Here is a 20,227-nt window from a genome sequence, read left to right on the forward strand (position 1 = left end):
GCCGGCGGGCTACAGCGGCAGCAGATCGCCGAGGCCGTCGCTCCAGGCGAACTCGCGGCCTTCGGCTTCGGTGAGCTGCCGCGGTGGCCGCGTCGAGTCGGGCCGCCGCATCGCGACGATCTGGCCGACGCCATAGGCCCTGGCCGCGCGCAGCACCGGCAGGCTGTCGTCGGCGAACAGCGAGCTTTGCCGCGGGAACGCGTGCCGGGCCTGCAGCGCTTCCCAGAACGCGGGGTGTTCCTTGGGCGCGCCGAACTGATGCGAGGAGGCGATCACGTCGAACATCGGGCGTAACCCCACCTGATCGAGCTTGATCTGCCAGGCGTCCGGATGCGCGTTGGTGACGAGCCAGAGCTGCCGGCCCGAGGCTTTGACCGCTTCGAGAAACGCCAGGCTGTTGCCGATGAAGGCGACGCGCTCGCGAATCTCGTGCTTGAGCTGCTTGAGGTTGAGGCCCGTGACTTCGCTCCAGTAATCGGTGCTGTACCAGGGCAGCGTGTGCTCGATCGCGCGGAACTTCGGCAGCAGTTCTTCGTGCGCCGCCTCCAGTGTGAGCCCGCGCGCCTGCGCATAGCGCTGCGGCACGAGGTCCATCCAGAAATAGTTGTCGAAGGCCAGGTCGAGAATCGTGCCGTCCATGTCGAGCAGCACGTGGTCGATGCGGCTCCAGTCGGGTTGCGCTTTCTTCATGGGCCTATGATAAGCGCATGACCCCCGCCGACCTGCTCGAGCCCGCGCTGCGCATCGCCACGCAAGCCGGCGAACGCATCATGGAGATCTGGCGCACGGGCGATTTCACCGTCACCCACAAGGGCGACGATTCGCCGCTCACGCAGGCCGATCTCGCGGCGCACCGGCACATCGCCGACGAGCTCGCCAGGCTCGCGCCGGCCATTCCGCTGCTGTCGGAAGAAGATGCGGACATTCCGTATTCCACGCGCCGCAGCTGGACGCGCTACTGGCTCGTCGATCCGCTCGACGGCACGCGCGAGTTCATCCGCCGCAATCGGGATTTCACCGTCAACATCGCGCTGATCGTCGACGGCTATCCGCAGCTCGGCGTGGTGGTCGCGCCGGCGCTCGGCATCAGCTGGATCGCGGCCGAGGGGGCGGGCTGCTGGCGCATCGAGAACGGCGAGCGGCGCCGGCTTTCGACCCGGCGCAAGCCCGAGCTGCCGGTCTTCGTCGTGAGCCAGTCGCACCGGAATCCGGCGCTCGCCCGCTTTCTCGCGAGCGCGCCGAAGCACGAGGCCGTGAGCCGCGGCTCTTCGCTCAAGTTCTGCCTGATCGCCGAAGGACTCGCCGATCTGTATCCGCGCACCGGGCCGATTTCGGAGTGGGATTCGGGCGCCGGCCAGTGCGTCGCCGAGCAGGCTGGCGCGCAGGTGCTGCGCCTGCCCGAGCGCACGCGCCTGGGCTACAACGAGAAGGCCTCGCTGATCAATCCGCTGTTCGCCGTGATCGGCGATCCGTCGGCCGACTGGGACGCGGTGCTCACGAGCATCGGCCCTTGAGTGCCAGCGTCGCCGAGCTGCTGCGCGAACTCGGCGTGACGCCGGCCGCGCTGCGTCGCCGCGGGCTCAAACGCTACGCGCAGGCGCGCACGCTGACGCCGGTCGGGCTCGGCACCGACGGTCGCGACAAGCTGCTGCGTCCGTTCGCGGCGCGCGCCTGGCATTCGATGCGCGAGGCCGCGGCGGGCGAGGGCATCGAGCTGCTGCTGATCTCCGCGTTTCGCAGCGTCGATTATCAGATGCAGTTGATCCGGGCCAAGCTCGCCCGCGGCATGACGATCGAGGACATCCTGCGCGTGAATGCGCCGCCTGGTTACAGCGAGCACCACACCGGTCTAGCGGTCGACATCGGCAGCGCGGAGGTCGGAGCGCTCGACGAGGCCTTCGAGAACACGCCCGCGTTCGCCTGGCTCACGGCCAACGCGGAGCGCTTCGGATTCGTGATGAGTTATCCGCGGAACAATGCGCAGGGCTATCTCTACGAGCCCTGGCATTGGTGCTGCCAGCCTCGGCCGCGCGGCTAGGCACAGCGGCACTTTTAGCTCAGCGACACCTGCGAAAAATCGCGTGCCTGCGGGTGCGCTTCGAACGGCTTGGCGCTGTCGTCCCGCAACAGCTGGACGGTCTGCAGGCCGGCTTCGCGGGCGGCGTCGAGCTCTTCGCCGACGTCGGACAGAAACAGCATCTCGCTGCCCGCGAGCCCGATCTGCTTGAGGATCTTTTTATACGAGGCTGCTTCGCGCTTGCCGCCGACGCGGGTATCGAAATAGCCCGAGAACAGCGGCGTCAGATCGCCGTATTCGGTGTGGCCGAAGATGAGCTTCTGCGCCTCCACCGAACCCGACGAATAGACGTATAGCGCGAGCCCCTGCGCATGCCAGCGGCGCAGGAACTCGGGCGTGTCGGCGTAGACGTGGCCTTTGAGCTCACCGGCCTCGTAGCCGGTCTTCCAGATCAGGCCCTGCAAGGTCTTCAGCGGCGTGACCTTGCGATCCTCGGCTATCCACTGTTCGAGCGTATCGGCCGCCTCGTCGATCGACAGATCCCAGCCGACCACGGCCTCGACGTCGTCGATGAGCGACTGGATCTGCGCTTCGCCCGCATGCTCGCGCAGGAAGCGCCGCAAGTGCGCCTTGGCGTACGGGAACAGCGTCTGGTGGACGAACTCGATCGAGGAGGTAGTCCCTTCGATGTCGGTCACGATGGCCTTCAGCATGGTGACTCCGAAGCCATCCAGGGCGCAGTGTTCCGGCCCGGCCATCCATGGCCGGGCGCTCGCCGGAGACAAGGTCCACCGGACCTTGTCTTTTTTCCGGCTCGCCCCTCGATATCGGTCAGGATCGCTTTGATGACCATCAAGCCGCCAGTGTCTTCGCCAGATCCGGATAGTGCGGCGCTTCGAGGCGCGGGAAGCGATCGGCGATCTTGTCGCCCGTGAAGGTCGCCACCCAGCCCTCGGGCGTGGTGAACAGGCGGATCGCCTTGAGCTGCGGCTCCGGGCCGAGGTCGAACCAGTGCGTGATGCCGGCCGGCACGTTGAGCAGGTCGCCCTGCTTGCAGCGGATCGCGTAGACCTTGCCGCCCGCGCGCAGGTTGAACAGGCCTTCGCCCTCGACGAAGAAGCGCACTTCGAAGTCGTCGTGGGTGTGCTCGTGCAGGAACTTGTCGCGCATCGCGGCGCGCTGCGGATGATCGGAATACAGGCTGATCACGTCGACGCTCTTGAAGCCGTAGGCCTTCATGAGGCGGTCGATCGGCTCGCGGTAGGCGGCAATGATCTCGTCCTGGGTCGCTTCGCGGTCGAGCTCGGCCGAGGCTTCCCAGCGCTCGAACGAAACGTCGATCTTCGCGAGCTGGTCGCGAATGTCTTCGAAGCTCTTGTGGACGGACAGCGCCTTGTTGGGATCGCCGTCGGAATAAATGCGCAGCTCGCTCATCGTTTGTTCTCCAATTCCCTCAACTCGCACTCGAACATGAACTCGAGGGCTTCCACGCGGTGGCGTGCTTGCGTCACCGTGCTGCCCCAAGCGTACAAACCATGCCCGGCGATCAGATATGCGGGCACGGCTACCTTCTTCATATGGTCATTCACGCGCGAGGCCAGCCGCTGAATGTCCTGATCGTTCTCGAAAACCGGAATTTCCACCGCAGCGTCATGAGTCGTGATGCCCGGCAGCAGCTTGAGCAGCTCGTAGCCAGCCAGGCGGATCGACTCGTAGCGCCGCGACAGCAGCGTGTTGGCGACCGAATGCGTATGCAGCACCGAACCCACGCTCTCGTCGAAGCGATAGACCTGGCAATGCAGCAGGGTCTCGTACGAGGCCTTGCGGCTGCGGTCTTCCGGAACGCCGTCGAGATCGGCGACCAGGAAGGCGCTGTCGTCGAGCTCGCCCTTGTGCCAGCCGGACGCCGTGATCAGCATGCGGTCTGACGACAGGCGGGCCGAAAAGTTTCCGCCGGTCGCCGGCACCCAGCCCCGCTGATGGAACAGCTGGCCCGCGGCGATCATGTCGCGGGCGGGGCGCGAAATCTCCAGGCTCACGGTCGGGGGCTCGAAAAAAGGGGGCGCACTGTACGGGATGGTTTGTGACAGCCGCAATCGCGTTCGGGGGCGACAGCGGCCTGGCGGGCTAGCGGCGAATTGTGCGCGGCGAACGTGAATTTGTCGCGTAAACCGCAAGAAGATCGGGTGATGTACTCAGACCAGGAACAGTGCGGCCAGGCCGAGGAAATAGAAGAAGCCCATGCTGTCGGTGGTCGCGGTCAGGATGATGCTCGAGCCCATGACCGGATCGCGGCCGAAGCGATGCAGCAGCACCGGCGCGCAGACCCCGATCAGGCTCGCGGTCAGCAGGTTCAGCACGAGCGCGACGGTGATGACCGCGGCCAGCGCGAGGTCGTGATACAGCACGATCGTCGTGATGCCGAGGATCAGGCCGCACAGCAGGCCGTTGAACGCGGCGATGCGCAGCTCCTTTTCGAGCATGCGCCAGAGCTGGTGCGAGCCGAGCTGGTTCAGCGCGAGCCCGCGGATCACCAGCGCGGCGCTCTGGTTGCCCGAGTTGCCGCCGATGCTCGCGACGATCGGCATCAGCGCGGCGAGCGCGACGAGCACTTCGATGATCGGCTCGAACGCGCCGATCACGCGCGAGGCCATGAACGCCGTGACCAGGTTGATGCCGAGCCAGGGCCAGCGCGCGCGGGCGCTCTTGAGCACCGGCGCAAACAGATCCTGCTCATCGGAGAGGCCGACCTGGCGCAGGCCTTCGCTGTTCGCGCGTTCGCGCATTTCGTCGACGACGTCGTCGACCGTAAGCCGGCCGACGACCTGATCGTGCAGGTTCACGACCGGCGCGGAGACGAGGTCGTAGCGCTCGAAGGCATCGACCGCGTCGCGCATGCGATCGTCGGTGAAGAAGAACACCACATCGCGCGTCATCTCGGCCGACACCGGCGCCTCGGGGTCGCCGAGCACGAGCCGCGACAGCGACAGCAGGCCCTGCAGGCGGTTGCTGCGATCGACGACGAAGATCTCGCTCGTGTGCGGCGGCAGCGTCTTGAGCCGGCGCAGCAGGCGCTGCACGGCTTCGAGCGAGGCGTCCTCGCGGACCGAGATGAACTCCATGTCCATCAGCGCGCCGACCGATCCTTCGGGGAAGGACAGCATCGACCGCACTTCGGCCTGGTCGGCATTGTCGAGCCTGGCGACGACCTGCTGGCCGACGTCCTCGGGCAGGCTGCTGACGAGGTCGGCGATGTCGTCGGAATCGAGCGGGGCGACGACGGCCGCGATGTCCTCGGGCGCCATGTTGGCGACCAGCGCCCGGCGCACGTTGTCCGAGGTTTCGAGCAGCACCGCACCGCGACGGTCCGCACGCACCAGCGACCAGGCCAGATCGCGCGCATCGGGCTCCAGCGACTCGAGCACGAAGGCGATGTCGGCCGGATGGAAGCTCGCGAGACGCGCTTCGAGCGCGGCCTGATGCTGGCGCTCGACGAGCTGCGAGACCACGTCCTGGCGCCGCGTGGTGTCCGTGCCCTGGCGCTGCAACAGCTCGCGCTCGACGGCCTGCCGCGACAGCAGCTCGATCACCTGCGCACGCGCCTGCTCCAGATGCCGGTAGTGCGGCCGCTGTGCGCTGGTGTCGGCTGGCTCGATCATGGGCGTGATCCTACGCAGCGAGGCGGAACAACAAATGACGAAGCCCGCGCGAGGCGGGCTTCAAGTCACCAGAAGCGAAAACGCCACCGCAAAAGGTGGCGCCTCGCATCGAACAAAACTTCGCTCCAGCTTATGGAGCGTGGGTTTCGCTCACTTGATCTTGGCTTCCTTGAAGACCACGTGCTTGCGGACGATCGGGTCGTACTTCTTGAACTCGAACTTGTCCGGCGTGTTCTTCTTGTTCTTCGTGGTGGTGTAGAAGAAGCCCGTGTCGGCGGTCGACACCAGCTTGATCTTTTCGCGTTCTTTCTTCTTTGCCATGGCCTTAGACCTTCACGCCGGACTTGCGGATTTCGGCGAGCACCACGTCGATGCCCTTCTTGTCGATGATGCGCAGGCCGTGGTTGGACACGCGCAGCGAGACGAATTGCTTTTCGGCCTCGACCCAGAAGCGGTGAGTGTGCAGATTCGGCTCGAAACGGCGACGACGCTTGTTGTTAGCGTGGGAAACCGTGTTGCCGACCATCGGCTTCTTGCCGGTGACCTGACAGACTTTGGACATGACGCAACCCCTGGGATGAATCTGGTAAAGGACGATTCCGGGCCCAAGAAGCCCGAAAGGGCGCGCAAGATACCAGCGAAGTTTGTCCTCGGCAACCACTTTCGAGCGGCTCGCGCCCGGGCTTTCAGCCGGAGTCGCTGCGCACCCAGCGCAGGAAGTCTTCGAGCCGGCGTCCGGCCTGGTCCGGGAAATCGCGGCCCAGGGCCTCGAGCGAATCGATGCGGTCGAGCCGGAACTGGCGGAACTGCTCGCGCAGCTCGCACCAGGTCGCGAGTGTCCAGGCCGCGCCCCAGAAGAACAAGCCCAGCGGCCAGATCGCGCGTTCGCTGGCCGCGCCATGTTCGTCGCGATAGCGCAGGCGCATGACCTCGCGTCGTGCGATGGCGCCGTGCAGCCGGTCGAACAGCGCTCCGCGCACCTCGCGACCGAAGCCCGGTGCGGGGAAATTGGGCGCAAACAGGCGCGTGCGTTCGAGATCGACGCGTCCGGCTTCGGGCAGGGCGGCGGCGATCTTGGCGAGCGCCGAACGGGCCGCGCCCGCGAGTTCGGGCCCTGCCCAGACTTCGACGATGCGCGCTCCGGCCGCGAGCGCCTCGATCTCGCGCCGCTCGAACATCAGCGGCGGCAAGTCGAAGCCCGGACGCAGCCGGTAGCCGACACCGGCCTCGCCCTCGATCGGCACGCCCGAGGCCGACAGGTCGCGTACGTCGCGATAGACCGTGCGCGGCGAAACCTGCAGCCAGTCCGCGAGCTGGGCCGCCGTCGTGAGCCGGCGGCCTCGCAGGTACTGGACGATGCGGAACAGGCGGTCGGCGCGGCGCATGCGCTCAGCATACGGGCCGTGGCGCCGTTTTCAGCGCACCTTGCCGAGATCGAAGGCCGGGTTCTCGATCACGCTGAGCCGGTTGCCGAACGGATCGAGCACCGAGCCCACGCGCACGCCGTCACCGACGTCGCGCACGGCGTCGAACGGCTGGGCGCCGAGCGAGAGCAGGCGTTCGTATTCGGCGTCGGCGTTCTCGACGCCCCAGTAGACCTCGCTGCCATCGACGCCGGGCTTGCGCTCGGAAATCAGCCCGAGCTCGAAGCCGCCGACTTCGAAGCCGACGTAGTAGGGCTGGTCGTAATAGGGCTGAACCCCGAGCACTTTTGCGTACCAGGCCTTGCCGGCGGCGATGTCGGGAGTCGGGTAAATGGCGGTGCGCAGGCCGATCAACATGGGGTTGCTCCTTGTTTCGATGAAGGGAGCGCCAGTCTGCGCGGGAGCTGCTGACAGCCTGTTGTCAGCAGCTAGAGCCAGCCACGTTCGGCGAACGACACCGGCCGGCCTTCGCCGACGACGAAATGATCGAGCACGCGCACGTCGACGAGCTGGAGCGCCTCGCGCAGGCGGTCGGTCAGGATGCGATCGGCGGCGGACGGCTCGGCGACGCCGCTCGGATGGTTGTGGGCGAAGATGATCGCCGCGGCACCGAGCCTCAGCGCCGCCTTGACGACTTCACGCGGGTAGATCGAAGCACCGTCGATGGTGCCGTGCGTGATCGCCTCGTAGGCGATCAGCCGGTGCTGGCTGTCGAGGAACAACGCCGCGAACACCTCGTGATCGAGCCCGCGCAGCCGGGCCTGCAGGTAGCGACGCACGGTGGGCGGGTCGCTCAGCGAATCGCGCTCGCGCAGATCTTCGTCGAGATGGCGGCGGCCCATTTCGAGCACCGCCTGCAATTGCGCGTACTTGGCCTGGCCGAGCCCGTCGGCGGCGCAGAACTCGCGCTGCGAGGCCGCGAGCAGGCCGCGCAGGCTGCCGAAGCGTGTCAGCAGTTCGCGCGCCAGATCGACCGCGCTGCGCCCGGGCAGGCCGGTGCGCAGGAAGATGGCGAGCAACTCGGCGTCGGTGAGGACGGCGGCGCCGCGCATCAGCAGCTTTTCGCGGGGTCGGTCGCTGGCGGGCCAGTCGCGAATACTCATGTCGGGGCTCTGTCGGGAACGGAGCGCTGAATTTATCGGCGCGCGTAACAGTAGAATCCGCGCCATGTCACAGAACCTCGCTCCTGCTTTGCACGGTCGCCGCATCCTGCTCGGCGTCACGGGCGGTATCGCCGCCTACAAGGCGGCCGACCTGACGCGCCGGCTCATGGAAGTCGGCGCCGAGGTGCAGGTGGTGATGACGGCCTCGGCGCAGCATTTCGTCGGCGCGACGACGTTCCAGGCGCTGTCGGGCAAGGCGGTGCGCAGCTCGCTCTGGGACGAGGCGGCCGAGGCGGCGATGGGGCACATCGAGCTCGCGCGCTGGCCCGACCTGATCCTGGTCGCGCCGGCGACCGCCAATTTCATTTCCAAGCTCGCGGTCGGTGCGGCTGACGATCTGCTGTCGACCCTGTGCCTGGCGACCGACAAGCCGATCGCGGTTGCACCGGCGATGAACCGGCTCATGTGGGCCAACCCGGCGACGCAGGACAACGTGCTGACGCTGCAGCGTCGCGGCGTCGCGATTCTCGGCCCGGGCGCGGGCTTCCAGGCCTGCGGCGAAACCGGCGAGGGCCGCATGCGCGAGCCGCTCGAGCTGCGCGCCGATGTCGCCCGCCTGCTGTCGTCCGGCCCGCTGTCCGGCGTGCGCGCCGTGGTCACCGCCGGGCCGACGCGCGAACCACTCGATCCGGTGCGCTTTTTGACCAATCGCAGCTCGGGCAAGCAGGGCTATGCGGTCGCCGCCGCTCTGCGCGACCTTGGCGCGAGCGTGACGCTGATCTCCGGGCCGACGAATCTGGCTGCGCCGGCCGGCGTGCGGCGCGTCGACATCGAAACCGCGCAGCAGATGCTCGAAGCCTCGCTCGCCGCGGCGGCGCAGGCCGAGGTGTTCGTCGCCGCCGCGGCGGTGGCTGACTACAAGGCCGCGCAGATCGCCGGGCAGAAGATCAAGAAGAACGATGCCGAGCTGAGCCTCGCGCTCGCCCGCACCGAAGACGTGCTCGCGCGCGTGCGCGCCGCGTTTCCGCAGCTGTTCCTGGTCGGCTTCGCGGCCGAGACCGAAAAGCTCGAGGAGCATGCGCGCGGCAAGCTCGCGCGCAAGGGGCTCGACCTGATCGCCGCGAACTGGGTCGGCGAGGGCAAGGCTTTCGATCAGGAAGACAACAGTCTGACGGTGTTCGGCAAGGACGGCAGCGCGCACACGATCGCTTCGGCGTCGAAGGCCGAGGTCGCGCGCGAGCTCGCGGGCCTGATCGCCGCGCGCCTGTCGCGTGCATGAGCTAATAAATTCAATAACGCTTCAAAAGAAGATCAAATGTCACAGAAGATTCAGCTCAAGCTGCTCGACGCGCGCCTGGGCCGCGATTACCCGATTCCCTCGTACGCCACCGAAGGCTCGGCCGGTCTCGATCTGCGCGCGATGCTCGACGAGCCGCTGACGCTGGCTCCGGGCGAGACCACGCTGATCAAGACCGGCATGGCGATCTACATCGGCGATCCGGGCCTGGCGGCGGTGATCCTGCCGCGCTCGGGGCTCGGCCATAAGCACGGCATCGTGCTCGGCAACCTCGTCGGGCTGATCGATTCCGACTACCAGGGCGAGCTCATGGTGAGCTGCTGGAATCGCGGCCAGACTGCATTCGAGATCGCCCCGGGCGAGCGCATCGCCCAGCTCGTGCTGGTGCCGGTGGTGCGTGCGGACTTCGAGCTCGTGAGCGATTTCATCGCCAGCGAGCGCGGGGCCGGCGGCTTCGGTCATACCGGCCGGCATTGATTTTCTGTTTTACAAAAGTAAGCAGTTCGATATTTAGTCACGAAAAAGCCGCATGCCCATCGACCTCTCCAGCGCCCAGACCACCGCCCGCGTCCTGACCGAAGCGCTGCCCTACATCCGCCGCTTCTCGGGCAAGACCTTCGTCGTGAAATACGGCGGCAACGCGATGAAGGACGACGACATGATCGCGAGCTTCGCGCGCGACATCGTGCTCATGAAGCGCGTCGGCATGCACCCGGTGGTCGTGCACGGCGGCGGCCCGCAGATCGGCTCGCACCTCGAGAAGCTCGGCAAGGAATCGAAGTTCATCGAGGGCATGCGCGTCACCGACGACGAGACCATGGACGTGGTCGAGATGATGCTCGGCGGCCTCGTCAACAAGGCCATCGTCTCGGCGATCCAGCAGCAGGGCGGCCAGGCCGTGGGCCTGACCGGCAAGGACGGCGGCCTGATCCGCGCGCGCCGGCTCACGATCAAGGGCCAGGACATCGGCCAGGTCGGCGAGGTCGAGGCGATCGATCCGCGCGTGGTCAAGCACCTCGAAGCCGGCGGCTTCATTCCGGTCATCGCGCCGGTCGGCGTCGGCGCCAAGGGTGAGGCCTTCAACATCAACGCCGACCTCGTCGCCGGCAAGATGGCCTCGGTGCTGCAGGCCGAGAAGCTCATGCTGCTGACCAATGCGCCGGGCCTGATGGACAAGGCCGGCAAGGTGCTGACCGGCCTGACCGTTCCGCAGGTCGAAGGCCTGATCGCCGACGGCACCATCTACGGCGGCATGCTGCCGAAGATCCAGTGCGCGCTCGACGCGGTCGCCAGCGGCGTGAAGACCGCGGTCATCATCGACGGCCGCCTCGACCACTCGGTGCTGCTCGAGCTGTTCACCGACGAGGGCATCGGCACGCTGATCAAGGCTTGAGCTTGATCGCCCGGCGAGCCTGGTCTAGTCTGGCCAGACCTTAACGCGGGAGGCCGTCATGGGCGACGCCATCAACATCCTCGAAGCCAAGACCTCGCTGTCGCGTCTCGTCGCGGCGATCGAGAGCGGGGAACAGTCCGAGATCGTGATCGCCCGCAACGGCAAGCCGGTCGCCCGCCTCGTGGCGATCGAAAAGCCGCAGCGCATCAAGTTCGGCACACTCGCGGGTAAATACCAGGCGCCGGACGATTTCGATGCCCTCAATGGCGAGGTCGCCAGGCTCTTCGGTGTCGAGGAGTGAGCGGCCGGCTCCTCGTCGATACCCACATCGCGGTCTGGGTGCTGACCGGTGATTCGCGGTTGAGCCCTAGGGCGAGGCAACTGCTCTCGGAGGCCGACCAGGTCTTCGTCAGCGCGGTCAGCATCTGGGAGATCGCGGTGAAGTTCGCGATCCAGCAAAAGCTCGGCCGCACCGGCGGAGCGGGCGACATCCCGTTCTCGGGCACCGAGGCCTTGCGTGCGCTGCTCGACGCGGATTTCCGCTTTCTGGACGTGCGCCCCGAACATGCGGCGGCGGTCGACCAGCTGGAGCTGCTGCATGGCGATCCGTTCGATCGCCTGCTGATCGCCCAGGCCCGCTTCGAGCCTCTGCACCTGCTCACGAGCGACGCCACGGTCGCCCGCTACGGGCATGGCGTCATCGCCGTCTGAAGTTCAGTCCTTCACGCCGTACTGCGCCTGATAAGCGCGGATCGCCTCGATCGTGCTCGCGTCGCCGCCGTTGCTCGTCAGATAGGCGAGCAAGTCGCGCACGGTGACGAGTGGCTTCACGGGCAGGCCCGATTCGGTCAGTTCCTGCACGGCCGAGCGGCCGTTGGGGCCGACTTCCTGGCGGTCGAGTGCGGTCATCGCGGCGACCGGCGTGGCGCCGGAATCCTTCAGCAGCGCGAACGACTGGCGCAGCGCGGTGCCGGCCGTGAGCACGTCGTCGACGATCACCACGCGTTTGCCCTTCACGTCGGCGCCGACCAGCACGCCGCCTTCGCCGTGATCCTTGGCTTCCTTGCGGTTGTAGGCGAACGGAACGTCGCGGCCACGTTCGGCGAGCGCGCAGGCGATCGCCGCGACCAGCGGAATGCCCTTGTAGGCCGGTCCGAACAGCAGGTCGAATTCCAGGCCCGAACCGAGCAGCGCATCGGCGTAGGCGTGCGCGAGCCGGCGCAGTCCGGCGCCGCCCGCGATTTTGCCGAGGTTGAAGAAGTACGGGCTCACGCGGCCGGACTTGAGCGTGAATGAGCCGAACTTGAGCACCTCATGTTCGAGGGCGAGTTCGAGGAAGGCGGTCTGGTGAGCGAGCATGGGCTGACTAAAGTTTCTTCGGACGAAACATTATCGCTCAGTCCTTGAGCGCCCTTCGCAGGCCCGAACGGTTTTGCGGCAAACTCGCTTGATGAAACGCATCATCTCGCTCAACTGCAACGGCATCCGCTCCGCCGCCAAGAAAGGCCTGTTCGACTGGCTCGAACAGCAGAACGCCGACGTGCTCTGCCTGCAGGAAACCAAGGCCCAGCCCGACGATCTCGCGGGCCTCGACACCTTCGCGCCCAAGGGCTGGCACGCGCATTTCAACAGCGCGCTGCGCAAGGGCTACAGCGGCACCGCGATCTATTCGCGCGAGAAGCCCAACGCCGTGCTCAATACGCTCGGCGCGCCGGAGTTCGACGACGAGGGCCGCTATCTCGAGACGCGCTTCGGCGATCTGTCGGTGGTGTCGCTATATCTGCCGTCGGGCTCGTCCGGGCCCGAGCGGCAGGCTTCGAAGGACCGCTTCCTCGAATTCTTCCTGCCGAAGATGCGCGAGTTCATGGGCGAAGGCCGCGACTACGTGATTTGCGGCGACTGGAACATCGCGCACACCAACAAGGACCTCAAGAACTGGCGCAGCAACCAGAAGAACTCGGGCTTTCTGCCGCACGAGCGCGCCTGGCTCGATGTGCTGTTCGGCCAGGTCGGCTGGGTCGATGGCTATCGCGTGCTGCATCCCGATACCGAAGGCGAGGCCTACACCTGGTGGTCGAATCGCGGCCAGGCCTGGGCCAACAACGTGGGGTGGCGCATCGATTACCAGATCGTCAGCCCGAGCCTGCGCGACAAGCTGCGGGCGGCGAGCGTCTACAAGACCACGCGTTTCTCCGATCACGCGCCGCTGATCATGGACTACGACGTCTGAGCCGACGTCGTCGGGCTCAGTCGGCGGCGGCGCTTTGCGGCGTCTGCGGGATCGACTGCGCCGCGAGTCCCGAGCGCCAGAGCCAGGCGTACAGCACGATGCCGGGCAACGCGGCCACGGTCGTCAGCAGGTAGAAGTTCACGTAGCCCATCGCCTCGATGAGCCGTCCGGCGGTCGAACCCGTGAGGAAGCGCCCGACCACCGAAGCGGCCGCCGACAGCAGCGCGAACTGCGTCGCCGTGAAGTTGAGGTTGCACAGCGCCGACAGGTAGGCCACCACCACCACGCCGCCGATGCCGCTGGCGATGTTCTCGAAACAGATCGCCCCGGCCAGCAGCGCATTGCTGTGCCCGGCCGTCGCGAGCAGCGCGAAGCTCAGGTTCGAGACCGCCATGAGCACGAGGCTCAGCATGACCGAGCGCTGCAGGCTCAGGCGCGCGTAGACGATGCCGCCGATGAAGATGCCCGCCAGATACGCGAAGAAGCCGAAACCGACGTCATACGTCGCGATCTCCTCGTTCGAAAAGCCGAGGTCGTTGAGCAGCAGGCGCAGCGTCAGGTTGGCGAGCGTGTCGCCGATCTTGTGCAGCAGCACGAACAGCAGCACCAGGAACGCGCCGCGACGGCGGAAGAATTCCACGAGCGGTCCGGCGACCGCGTCGTAGAGCTCGCCCCAGCCGCGACTCGGCGCGACCACCTGCCGCCGCACGGGCTCGCCCATCAGCAGGCCGGTGAGCGCCGCGGGCAGCGCGAAGATCGCGCAGCTCGCATAGGCCGCGCTCCAGCCCAGCCTGGCCGACACCAGCAAGGCGAGCGCGGCCGCGAGCACCGAGCCGATGCGCCAGCCGTACTGCGACATGCCCGAGCCGACGCCGAGCTGGTGCGGCTCGAGCAGCTCGATGCGATAGGCGTCGATGACGATATCGAAGGTCGCGCCTGCGACGCCCATCAGCACCGCCGCGAGCGCGACCACGCCGAGCCCGTGTTCGGGCCTGACCGAACCCAGAAAGCAGACCGCCGCGATCGCGAGCAGGCTCGCCAGCCACAGCCAGGACACGCGCTGGCCGAAGCGCGACAAGCCAGGCAGGCGCAGCCGGTCGATCGCGGGCGCCCACAGGAACTTGAAGTTGTAGACCAGGAACGCGAGCGAAAATGCGGTGACGCTGCGCTTGTCGATGCCGTCCTGCGCGAGCCGCGTGGTCAGCGTCGCCCCGATCATCGCGTACGGAAAGCCCGAGGAAACACCCAGCGCGAGCGCGGCGAGCGCGGCCGGCTCGGCATAGGGACGCACGACCGACGGCAGCCGGTCGCGCCAGGAGGCGGAAGTGGTCATGCGTGCATGGTAGGGAAGCTGTGCGCCACTTGCTTCGCATCCCTCTCCCGGCGGGAGAGGGAGTTCAGGCGGCCGGCGCGCGTCCGAGCTTGAGCAGGATCTCGGCGAAGCGCCGGCCGACGCTGGTCTGGTCCGGTACCAGGAACGGCCGGTTGTAGACCGGCAGCGACAGCCGGTCGACGTTCTCGGCGCGGCCTTCGAACTGCCCGCCGAGCGCCTTGATCTGCGCGATGAAGCGGGCGTTGTCGCTGGTCACGTCGTAATAGAAGCGGCGGATGCCGGCGCGGTGCGCGGTCAGGTGCAGGCAGGCGTGCAGCAGCATGCCGGCGCCGCGGCCCTGATAGGGCTCCAGCACGACGATCGCCGCGTCCGCGCTCCTGCGGTCGCCGTTGATGCGCTGGTAGCGCGCGAGCCCGACGCCGGGCTCCTGCGGGCGCTCGCGGTTCATGCAGCCCCAGCCGGCACGGTCCACCTGGTCGAGGTTCGTGAGCTTGTCGATCATCTCGTCGGTGAGCTGCGAGACGTCTTCGAGAAAGCGGCGCCGGCGCGCGAGCTGCGACATCTGTTCGAAGCCGGCCTTGAGCCGGGCTCCGTCTTCCGGGCGTAGCGGACGCACCTGCACGGGCGTGCCCTCGTCGAGCCGGAACTTGAACTCGCGCCGCAGCCGCGGCACGCGATACCTGTCGAACAGCGCCATCGGCGGTTTTCCTTTTCCGCCGCGTCCGGCGGGTCAAGCGTAGTGGTCGTGATCGTCGAGTCGTCGGAGCGCTTCGTCGCGAGAGGGAGGCACCGCATCGAGATCGAAGTCCTCGCGATCCAGATCGAGCGCGCCCGAATAGTCTTCCGGCGCGGCGCAAGGCTGCGCGGCCAGTTCCATCCAGGCTTCGAATTCGATCTCTTCGAGCGAGCCATCGAAATGCTGCACCAGCACGATTTCGGTCTCGGGGTCCACGCCCACGATCTCGAAGGAGCTACCGCCGGCTTCGAACCACTCGCCGACGGAAAGACCTTGTAGCCATTGCGCCATGATCGGCCTCCCGTGCGTCGCCGCGACGAGTCGGCGACACCGTACTTCTACGCCGCTTGGCGCACGGCTTCAAGCCGCTTCGGGAGGCTGCGACGGGTGCAGCGAGGCGAACGCGGCGTCGCGCCGCTGGATCAGCTTTTCGAGCGCCGGCAGCAGAATGGCTTCCATCGCGGTTTCCATCTGGTCGCCCGGCACCACGAGCGTGTTGGCGTTGGACTTGAAGGCGCCGAAGATCTGCTGCTCGTACTGGTCGAGGTCGGACGACAGCCGGCTGTGATCGTTGAAATGGATCACCACGAGGCTTTCCTCGTTGCCCGGAATTTCGCGCACGACGAAGGGATTGGACGTATCCACGAGCGGCACGCGCTGGAAGTTCACGTCGGTGCGCGAGAACTGCGGGGCGATGTGGTTCACGTAGTCCGGCATGCGGCGCAGGATGGTGCTCGTGACTTCCTCGGGCGCGCTGCCGCGCTCGTCGGTGTCGCGGCGCAGCTTCTGGATCCACTCGAGGTTGATGATCGGCACCACGCCAACGAGCAGGTCCATGTGCTGGACGATGTTGGCGTCCTCGCCCACATAACCGCCGTGCAGGCCCTCGTAGAACAGCACGTCGCTGTTCGCGGGTAGCGGCTCCCAGGGCGTGAAGGTTCCGGCCGCCTGGCCCGCTTCGGCGCCCTCGATCTCGGTGTGCAGGTAGCGCCGGCTGATGCCGGTGCCGCGTTCGCCGAAATCGCGCAGCAGCGTCTCGAGCCGGGACAGCAGATTCGCGGTCGGGCCGAGCAGCGAAAAGTGCTCGCCGCGAATGCGCGCCCGCGCAATCGCCTTGCGATTGCCGTCGCGGTCGTAGGCGTGGAAGGCGTCGCCCTCGACGATCGCGGGCTTCAGGCTCAGCCGCCGGCACATGCGTTCGAACGCCCGCAGCGCCGTGCTGGTGCCGGCACCGCTCGATCCGGTGACGCCTACGATCGGATGTCTGACGGACATGTGATGAAAAATAGAACTATTCGGCGGAGTTGGACGAATAAACTCGGAGTAGCGCTAAGGCTTTCCCTCGAGTGCCTTCCCAGAACAGTCAATTACCACGTCGAGCATGACGTGGTCGACCTCACCGCGTCTTAACCGAGCCCGCAGGCTCGTCAGCGCTTCTGCAGCAGCAGGTCGAAGACCTCGTGGCCGAGCCGTTCGCCGCGCGCCTCGAAGCGCGTCTTGGGCCGCGTTTCCGCGCGTTCGGCATACCCGCCGCCGGGCGCCAGATTGAGGAGTTCGGGCGTGGCGCGCACCGATTCGAGCATGTGCGCGGCGTACGGCGCCCAGTCGGTCGCCATGCGCAGCAGCCCGCCGGGCTTGAGCGCCTTGACGATCAGGGCGAGGAATTCGGGCTGCACGAGGCGGCGCTTGTTGTGGCGCTTCTTGTGCCAGGGATCGGGGAAATAGATGACGACCTCGGACAGCGAACCCGGAACCAGCCAGTCGCGCAGCACCTCGACGGCGTCGTGGCAGGCCACGCGCAAATTGGTCGAGCCCTGCTTCTCGGCCAGCATCATCACGCGGCCGCAGCCCGGGCGATGCACCTCGACGCCGATGAAATCGTGCTGCGGCTCACCCGCCGCCCGCGACAGCAGGTGATCGCCGTTGCCGAAGCCGATCTCGAACACCACCGGCGCCTCGCGACCGAACAGCACGGACGGCGCCAGCGGCTGCTCCGGCGCATCGAAGCCATAGGCCGGCCACAGCGATTCGAGCGCGACGCGCTGGCCGTCGGTCATGCGCCCTTCGCGGCGCACGAACGAGCGGATGCGCCGGTGCGGCGATTCGGGCGGCGTGGCGCTCAAGCGCCGCCGCCGATGACGCCGCTGATCGGCGACGAGGCGCTCGCGTAGCGGCGCATCGGCATGCGGCCCGCGCGGAAGGCTTCGCGGCCCGCGATGATGCCGTGCCGCATCGCGCTGGCCATCAAAACCGGGTCGCGCGCTTCGGCGATCGCGGTGTTCATGAGCACGCCGTCGCAGCCGAGCTCCATCGCGATCGCGGCGTCGCTCGCGGTGCCGACGCCAGCGTCGACGATGATCGGCACCTTGGCGTTCTCGACGATCGACAGGATGTTGTAGCGATTCTGGATGCCGAGGCCCGAGCCGATCGGTGCCGCCAGCGGCATCACCGCGACGCAGCCGATCTCTTCGAGCCGCTTGCAGATGATCGGGTCGTCGCTCGTGTAGACCATCACGTCGAAGCCGTCCTTGACCAGGGTCCTGGCCGCTTCGAGCGTGGCCGGAACGTCCGGGTAGAGCGTCTTGGCGTCGCCGAGCACTTCGAGCTTCACGAGCTTGTGGCCGTCGAGCAGCTCGCGCGCGAGCCGGCAGGTGCGCACCGCGTCCTCGGCCGTATAGCAGCCGGCCGTGTTCGGCAGCAGCGTGTACCTCGACGGTGGCAGCACGTCGAGCAGGTTCGGCTCGTTGGGGTTCTGGCCGATGTTGGTGCGACGCACGGCCACCGTGACGATCTGCGCACCGCTGGCCTCGCTGGCCAGGCGCGTCTGTTCGAGATCCTTGTACTTGCCGGTGCCGACGAGCAGGCGCGAGGCGTAGCTCATGCCGGCGATGATCAGCGGATCGCCCGCCGTGGTCGGAGAGACGGAATCAGCCATTGATGGACTCCTGATGCGGGGCGGCTCAGCCGCCGCCGATGGCCTGCACGATCTCGACGCGATCGCCTTCGTGCAGCCGGGTTTCGTGATGGATGGAGCGCGGCACGATGTCGCCGTTGATTTCGACGGCGTAGCGCTTGCCCGCGAGATGCAGCTGATCGGCCAGCGCCGCGACGCTGCATCCGTCTGCCGCCATGAATGACTGGCCGTTGAGCACGATGTTCATCTGGTCTCGTCGGCGCGGTTCCGAGCTGGATGCAGTGGAGCGGGTGACGGGAATCGAATTTGACCCCTAAGTGGTTGAGTTAAAACGATTCTCTTGAGTACCCGCGCTCGATATGGACTATCGACTGGACTAGTTTAAACCACCTGCCAAAAACCGGGCAACGCACTCGTCCGGCGAGAACTAGCCACGGCGACAGACAGCTATGTTCGACACAGGCTCGACGACACCTGCCGAGCGTCGCTGGCTTCATGCCGAAGCCCCTCTTAGAAGCTCTGCTACTGGCTGCAGAGTAAAGCGTTACTTGTTCCACGTCTGCCCTCAACACAATTCCCATTTGGTCTATCAGCAGACTGGGCAAGTCTGCTCATCCGAATTTGGCCCAGTTCCGAGCCTCCGCTCAAGACGAACGGGACTGTGTAACTGACCTGATAGACCGGCAAGAGAACAACGCATGCGTAACGGGTCTTGTCACGGCTCGCCGCCGACATGACCCTCGCGTACATGACAGTGGTGTGACTGGCCGCCTGTCGCTCCTGGGGCTCAGCGCCAGCATCCACCATAGCGGCCAGCCCCCGCCAGCCCTGGCAATGGCTCGGTCGTAGGCAATTCACATCCTACTGCCAGCGGGGTTGAGTGCAACCCCTTCGGCGCGGTTGATCGCGATCCGTCCGGCAGCGTGGCTCGACATCGAACCACGTCGAGTTGCGATCTTCTACGCACCGCCCGATGGCTGGGCACTGAGGAGTCTTCGATGAGGTAGCGGCGGCTGGGAGACAGCGACATGCAAAGTACTTCATTGTCGGCCGTGTACTACCGGCCCATCGACGCTGCTATCCGATGGGCCGGGCTGTTCCGGTTTAGGGACGAGATCCTGGCAACCGTACGATCACGGAGGTTGCCAGCGACTCTGGATTGCCCTCGTTGCAACGAGCTACGCCTGTGCACCGATCGCATCTACGATGCGATCATTCATGGCGAATTGCCCTACGGGCAAAACGGCATCACGATGCACGACGAGTCCTTATGGGATTCGCCCGACCTCACCATTCGCCATGTCGACCTCAAGCGCTGGATGGCTCACACCTATCCGGGCCAACGACCAGCATTTCTCTTCTCCCGTGCCGAGCGAGTTGTCCATCCGGTCATCACGGTCGAGGCCGGCCAGGCCCTCCTGGTGGAGCGCGAGGCTCTGAAGTCTCAACTGGATCTGTGCCGGCACCAAGTGCAGGCGCTGCAAGACCAACTGAAGAAGCAGGACGCGCCTACTGCCTCCTGCGCGCTTTGTCCGCTCAGCGATCGAGCCGAGGCGACCTATTTGAACATCGTCGGCGCATTGCTGGAAGTGATGCTCGGGCACACGCCGTCTGGAACTCCTTACTCCCGCTTCACCAGCCAGGAAGCGGTGATCAGCGCCCTGATCGCGCACCACGGGAATCTCATGGGCATCGCCGAGCGGACGCTGCAAGCCAAGTTTGCTCAGGCACGCCGGAAGCTGCGATCGGCCAACTGACAGCAATGCAAGCCCGTATCTGCGGTCGCGGAAACCGCATTTGCGGTGGTTATCCTCGTCTTGGTCTATTCAATTACGAGTCACCCTAACAAGCGCTCCTGAGCGCTAAGGAGTGACTCCATGTCGGAGGAAACACCCCTCCCGCTCCCCGCGGTCGAGCATCGCATCCTGCGTCGCGACGAAGTTGAAGCCAAGACTGGATTCAAGCGCGCGCACCTCTACAACCTGATGAGAGCCGGCAAGTTCCCGAAAGCCATTCGCCTCGGGATTCGTGCCGTCGGTTGGGATTCACTCGAAGTAGAGCAGTGGATCGCCGAGCGCCGAAAACAGCGCGTCTGAACTCGCCCTTCACCCATACGACGAG

28 protein-coding genes are annotated in these 20,227 nt (G+C 66.3%); 10 read left to right on the forward strand and 18 right to left on the reverse strand.

Features of this window, described 5'->3' with window-relative positions; translation table 11 throughout:
- Positions 1–9: 9 nt before the first annotated feature.
- On the reverse strand, positions 10–690 hold the full coding sequence (gene yrfG / locus AC3WUM_RS01055) for a GMP/IMP nucleotidase (RefSeq protein WP_492408238.1): 681 nt from the start codon (positions 688–690) through the stop codon (positions 10–12).
- Positions 691–707: 17 nt separating this feature from the next.
- Between yrfG and cysQ the strand changes: the two genes are divergently transcribed.
- Complete coding sequence (gene cysQ / locus AC3WUM_RS01060; protein WP_492408239.1) at positions 708–1,514, forward strand: 3'(2'),5'-bisphosphate nucleotidase CysQ; 807 nt, start codon at positions 708–710, stop codon at positions 1,512–1,514.
- The gene (locus AC3WUM_RS01065; RefSeq protein WP_492408240.1) at positions 1,511–2,038 is read left to right on the forward strand and encodes a M15 family metallopeptidase; all 528 of its coding nucleotides are present in this window, start codon (positions 1,511–1,513) and stop codon (positions 2,036–2,038) included. Before cysQ ends, AC3WUM_RS01065 begins: the two co-directional genes overlap by 4 nt.
- 14 nt (positions 2,039–2,052) lie before the next feature.
- Here AC3WUM_RS01065 and mtnC read toward each other — a convergent pair whose 3' ends face one another.
- The 9 genes from mtnC to radC form a co-directional block, all read right to left on the reverse strand.
- On the reverse strand, positions 2,053–2,730 hold the full coding sequence (mtnC, locus tag AC3WUM_RS01070) for an acireductone synthase (RefSeq protein WP_492408242.1): 678 nt from the start codon (positions 2,728–2,730) through the stop codon (positions 2,053–2,055).
- A gap of 139 nt (positions 2,731–2,869) precedes the next feature.
- A complete protein-coding gene (locus AC3WUM_RS01075; RefSeq protein ID WP_492408244.1) occupies positions 2,870–3,451 on the reverse strand; it encodes a 1,2-dihydroxy-3-keto-5-methylthiopentene dioxygenase in 582 nt (193 codons plus the stop codon).
- On the reverse strand, positions 3,448–4,056 hold the full coding sequence (locus tag AC3WUM_RS01080) for a methylthioribulose 1-phosphate dehydratase (RefSeq protein ID WP_492408246.1): 609 nt from the start codon (positions 4,054–4,056) through the stop codon (positions 3,448–3,450). Before AC3WUM_RS01080 ends, AC3WUM_RS01075 begins: the two co-directional genes overlap by 4 nt.
- Before the next feature lie 156 nt (positions 4,057–4,212).
- On the reverse strand, positions 4,213–5,676 hold the full coding sequence (mgtE, locus tag AC3WUM_RS01085) for a magnesium transporter (RefSeq protein WP_492408248.1): 1,464 nt from the start codon (positions 5,674–5,676) through the stop codon (positions 4,213–4,215).
- 150 nt (positions 5,677–5,826) lie between these two features.
- Positions 5,827–5,997: a 50S ribosomal protein L33 gene (rpmG, locus tag AC3WUM_RS01090; RefSeq protein ID WP_007185385.1), complete on the reverse strand. Its 171-nt coding sequence runs from the start codon at positions 5,995–5,997 to the stop codon at positions 5,827–5,829.
- Between the two features lie 4 nt (positions 5,998–6,001).
- A complete protein-coding gene (gene rpmB / locus AC3WUM_RS01095; protein ID WP_492408250.1) occupies positions 6,002–6,238 on the reverse strand; it encodes a 50S ribosomal protein L28 in 237 nt (78 codons plus the stop codon).
- A 124-nt stretch (positions 6,239–6,362) separates the two neighbouring features.
- Entirely contained in the window at positions 6,363–7,061 is a 699-nt protein-coding gene (locus tag AC3WUM_RS01100; RefSeq protein WP_492408251.1) for a helix-turn-helix transcriptional regulator, read from the reverse strand.
- Between the two features lie 30 nt (positions 7,062–7,091).
- Positions 7,092–7,457, reverse strand: coding sequence for a VOC family protein (locus tag AC3WUM_RS01105; RefSeq protein WP_492408253.1), 366 nt, complete (start codon positions 7,455–7,457; stop codon positions 7,092–7,094).
- 71 nt (positions 7,458–7,528) lie between these two features.
- Positions 7,529–8,203, reverse strand: coding sequence for a RadC family protein (radC, locus tag AC3WUM_RS01110; protein ID WP_492408254.1), 675 nt, complete (start codon positions 8,201–8,203; stop codon positions 7,529–7,531).
- 64 nt (positions 8,204–8,267) lie between these two features.
- Between radC and coaBC the strand changes: the two genes are divergently transcribed.
- Genes coaBC through AC3WUM_RS01135 form a run of 5 tightly spaced genes read left to right on the forward strand, consistent with a single transcriptional unit; the run spans position 8,268 to position 11,604 of the window.
- Positions 8,268–9,482: a bifunctional phosphopantothenoylcysteine decarboxylase/phosphopantothenate--cysteine ligase CoaBC gene (gene coaBC, locus AC3WUM_RS01115; protein WP_492408255.1), complete on the forward strand. Its 1,215-nt coding sequence runs from the start codon at positions 8,268–8,270 to the stop codon at positions 9,480–9,482.
- Positions 9,483–9,518: 36 nt separating this feature from the next.
- The gene (dut, locus tag AC3WUM_RS01120) at positions 9,519–9,977 is read left to right on the forward strand and encodes a dUTP diphosphatase (RefSeq protein WP_492408257.1); all 459 of its coding nucleotides are present in this window, start codon (positions 9,519–9,521) and stop codon (positions 9,975–9,977) included.
- Between the two features lie 52 nt (positions 9,978–10,029).
- A complete protein-coding gene (gene argB, locus AC3WUM_RS01125) occupies positions 10,030–10,893 on the forward strand; it encodes an acetylglutamate kinase (protein ID WP_492408258.1) in 864 nt (287 codons plus the stop codon).
- A 58-nt stretch (positions 10,894–10,951) separates the two neighbouring features.
- Entirely contained in the window at positions 10,952–11,194 is a 243-nt protein-coding gene (locus AC3WUM_RS01130) for a type II toxin-antitoxin system Phd/YefM family antitoxin (RefSeq protein ID WP_492408260.1), read from the forward strand.
- Positions 11,191–11,604, forward strand: a complete 414-nt coding sequence (locus tag AC3WUM_RS01135) for a type II toxin-antitoxin system VapC family toxin (protein ID WP_492408261.1) — start codon at positions 11,191–11,193, stop codon at positions 11,602–11,604. Before AC3WUM_RS01130 ends, AC3WUM_RS01135 begins: the two co-directional genes overlap by 4 nt.
- A 3-nt stretch (positions 11,605–11,607) precedes the next feature.
- On the opposite strand, the gene pyrE is transcribed toward AC3WUM_RS01135, so the two are convergent.
- Positions 11,608–12,252, reverse strand: a complete 645-nt coding sequence (pyrE, locus tag AC3WUM_RS01140) for an orotate phosphoribosyltransferase (protein WP_492408262.1) — start codon at positions 12,250–12,252, stop codon at positions 11,608–11,610.
- A gap of 91 nt (positions 12,253–12,343) precedes the next feature.
- On the opposite strand from pyrE, the gene AC3WUM_RS01145 reads away from it, so the two are divergent.
- Positions 12,344–13,123, forward strand: coding sequence for an exodeoxyribonuclease III (locus AC3WUM_RS01145; protein ID WP_492408263.1), 780 nt, complete (start codon positions 12,344–12,346; stop codon positions 13,121–13,123).
- A gap of 16 nt (positions 13,124–13,139) precedes the next feature.
- Here the strand turns inward: AC3WUM_RS01145 and AC3WUM_RS01150 are convergent, their stop codons facing one another.
- The 7 genes from AC3WUM_RS01150 to thiS all read right to left on the reverse strand — a co-directional run bounded on the left by AC3WUM_RS01150 (position 13,140) and on the right by thiS (position 18,353).
- A complete protein-coding gene (locus tag AC3WUM_RS01150) occupies positions 13,140–14,456 on the reverse strand; it encodes an AmpG family muropeptide MFS transporter (RefSeq protein ID WP_492408264.1) in 1,317 nt (438 codons plus the stop codon).
- Between the two features lie 64 nt (positions 14,457–14,520).
- Positions 14,521–15,153, reverse strand: a complete 633-nt coding sequence (locus tag AC3WUM_RS01155; protein WP_492408265.1) for a GNAT family N-acetyltransferase — start codon at positions 15,151–15,153, stop codon at positions 14,521–14,523.
- Between the two features lie 33 nt (positions 15,154–15,186).
- Positions 15,187–15,483: a DUF6763 family protein gene (locus AC3WUM_RS01160; RefSeq protein WP_492408266.1), complete on the reverse strand. Its 297-nt coding sequence runs from the start codon at positions 15,481–15,483 to the stop codon at positions 15,187–15,189.
- 69 nt (positions 15,484–15,552) lie between these two features.
- Positions 15,553–16,467 carry a phosphoribulokinase gene (locus AC3WUM_RS01165; RefSeq protein ID WP_492408267.1) on the reverse strand — a complete coding sequence of 305 codons (915 nt, stop codon included), beginning with the start codon at positions 16,465–16,467 and terminating at the stop codon, positions 15,553–15,555.
- Between the two features lie 152 nt (positions 16,468–16,619).
- Positions 16,620–17,315 (reverse strand): tRNA (guanosine(46)-N7)-methyltransferase TrmB, encoded by a 696-nt coding sequence (gene trmB, locus AC3WUM_RS01170; RefSeq protein WP_492408268.1) that lies wholly within the window; start codon positions 17,313–17,315, stop codon positions 16,620–16,622.
- Entirely contained in the window at positions 17,312–18,127 is an 816-nt protein-coding gene (locus tag AC3WUM_RS01175; RefSeq protein WP_492408269.1) for a thiazole synthase, read from the reverse strand. The genes trmB and AC3WUM_RS01175 overlap by 4 nt, the downstream gene beginning before the upstream one ends.
- Positions 18,128–18,152: 25 nt before the next feature.
- Positions 18,153–18,353 carry a sulfur carrier protein ThiS gene (gene thiS / locus AC3WUM_RS01180; protein WP_492408270.1) on the reverse strand — a complete coding sequence of 67 codons (201 nt, stop codon included), beginning with the start codon at positions 18,351–18,353 and terminating at the stop codon, positions 18,153–18,155.
- Positions 18,354–19,134: 781 nt separating this feature from the next.
- On the opposite strand from thiS, the gene AC3WUM_RS01185 reads away from it, so the two are divergent.
- Together AC3WUM_RS01185 and AC3WUM_RS01190 are read left to right on the forward strand one after the other, a co-directional pair.
- Complete coding sequence (locus AC3WUM_RS01185; RefSeq protein ID WP_492408271.1) at positions 19,135–19,863, forward strand: hypothetical protein; 729 nt, start codon at positions 19,135–19,137, stop codon at positions 19,861–19,863.
- Positions 19,864–19,983: 120 nt separating this feature from the next.
- Positions 19,984–20,202: an AlpA family transcriptional regulator gene (locus tag AC3WUM_RS01190; RefSeq protein WP_014159689.1), complete on the forward strand. Its 219-nt coding sequence runs from the start codon at positions 19,984–19,986 to the stop codon at positions 20,200–20,202.
- The last annotated feature ends 25 nt before the right edge of the window (positions 20,203–20,227 follow it).

The sequence above is a fragment of the Hydrocarboniphaga sp. FW305-C-57 genome (assembly GCF_058783045.1).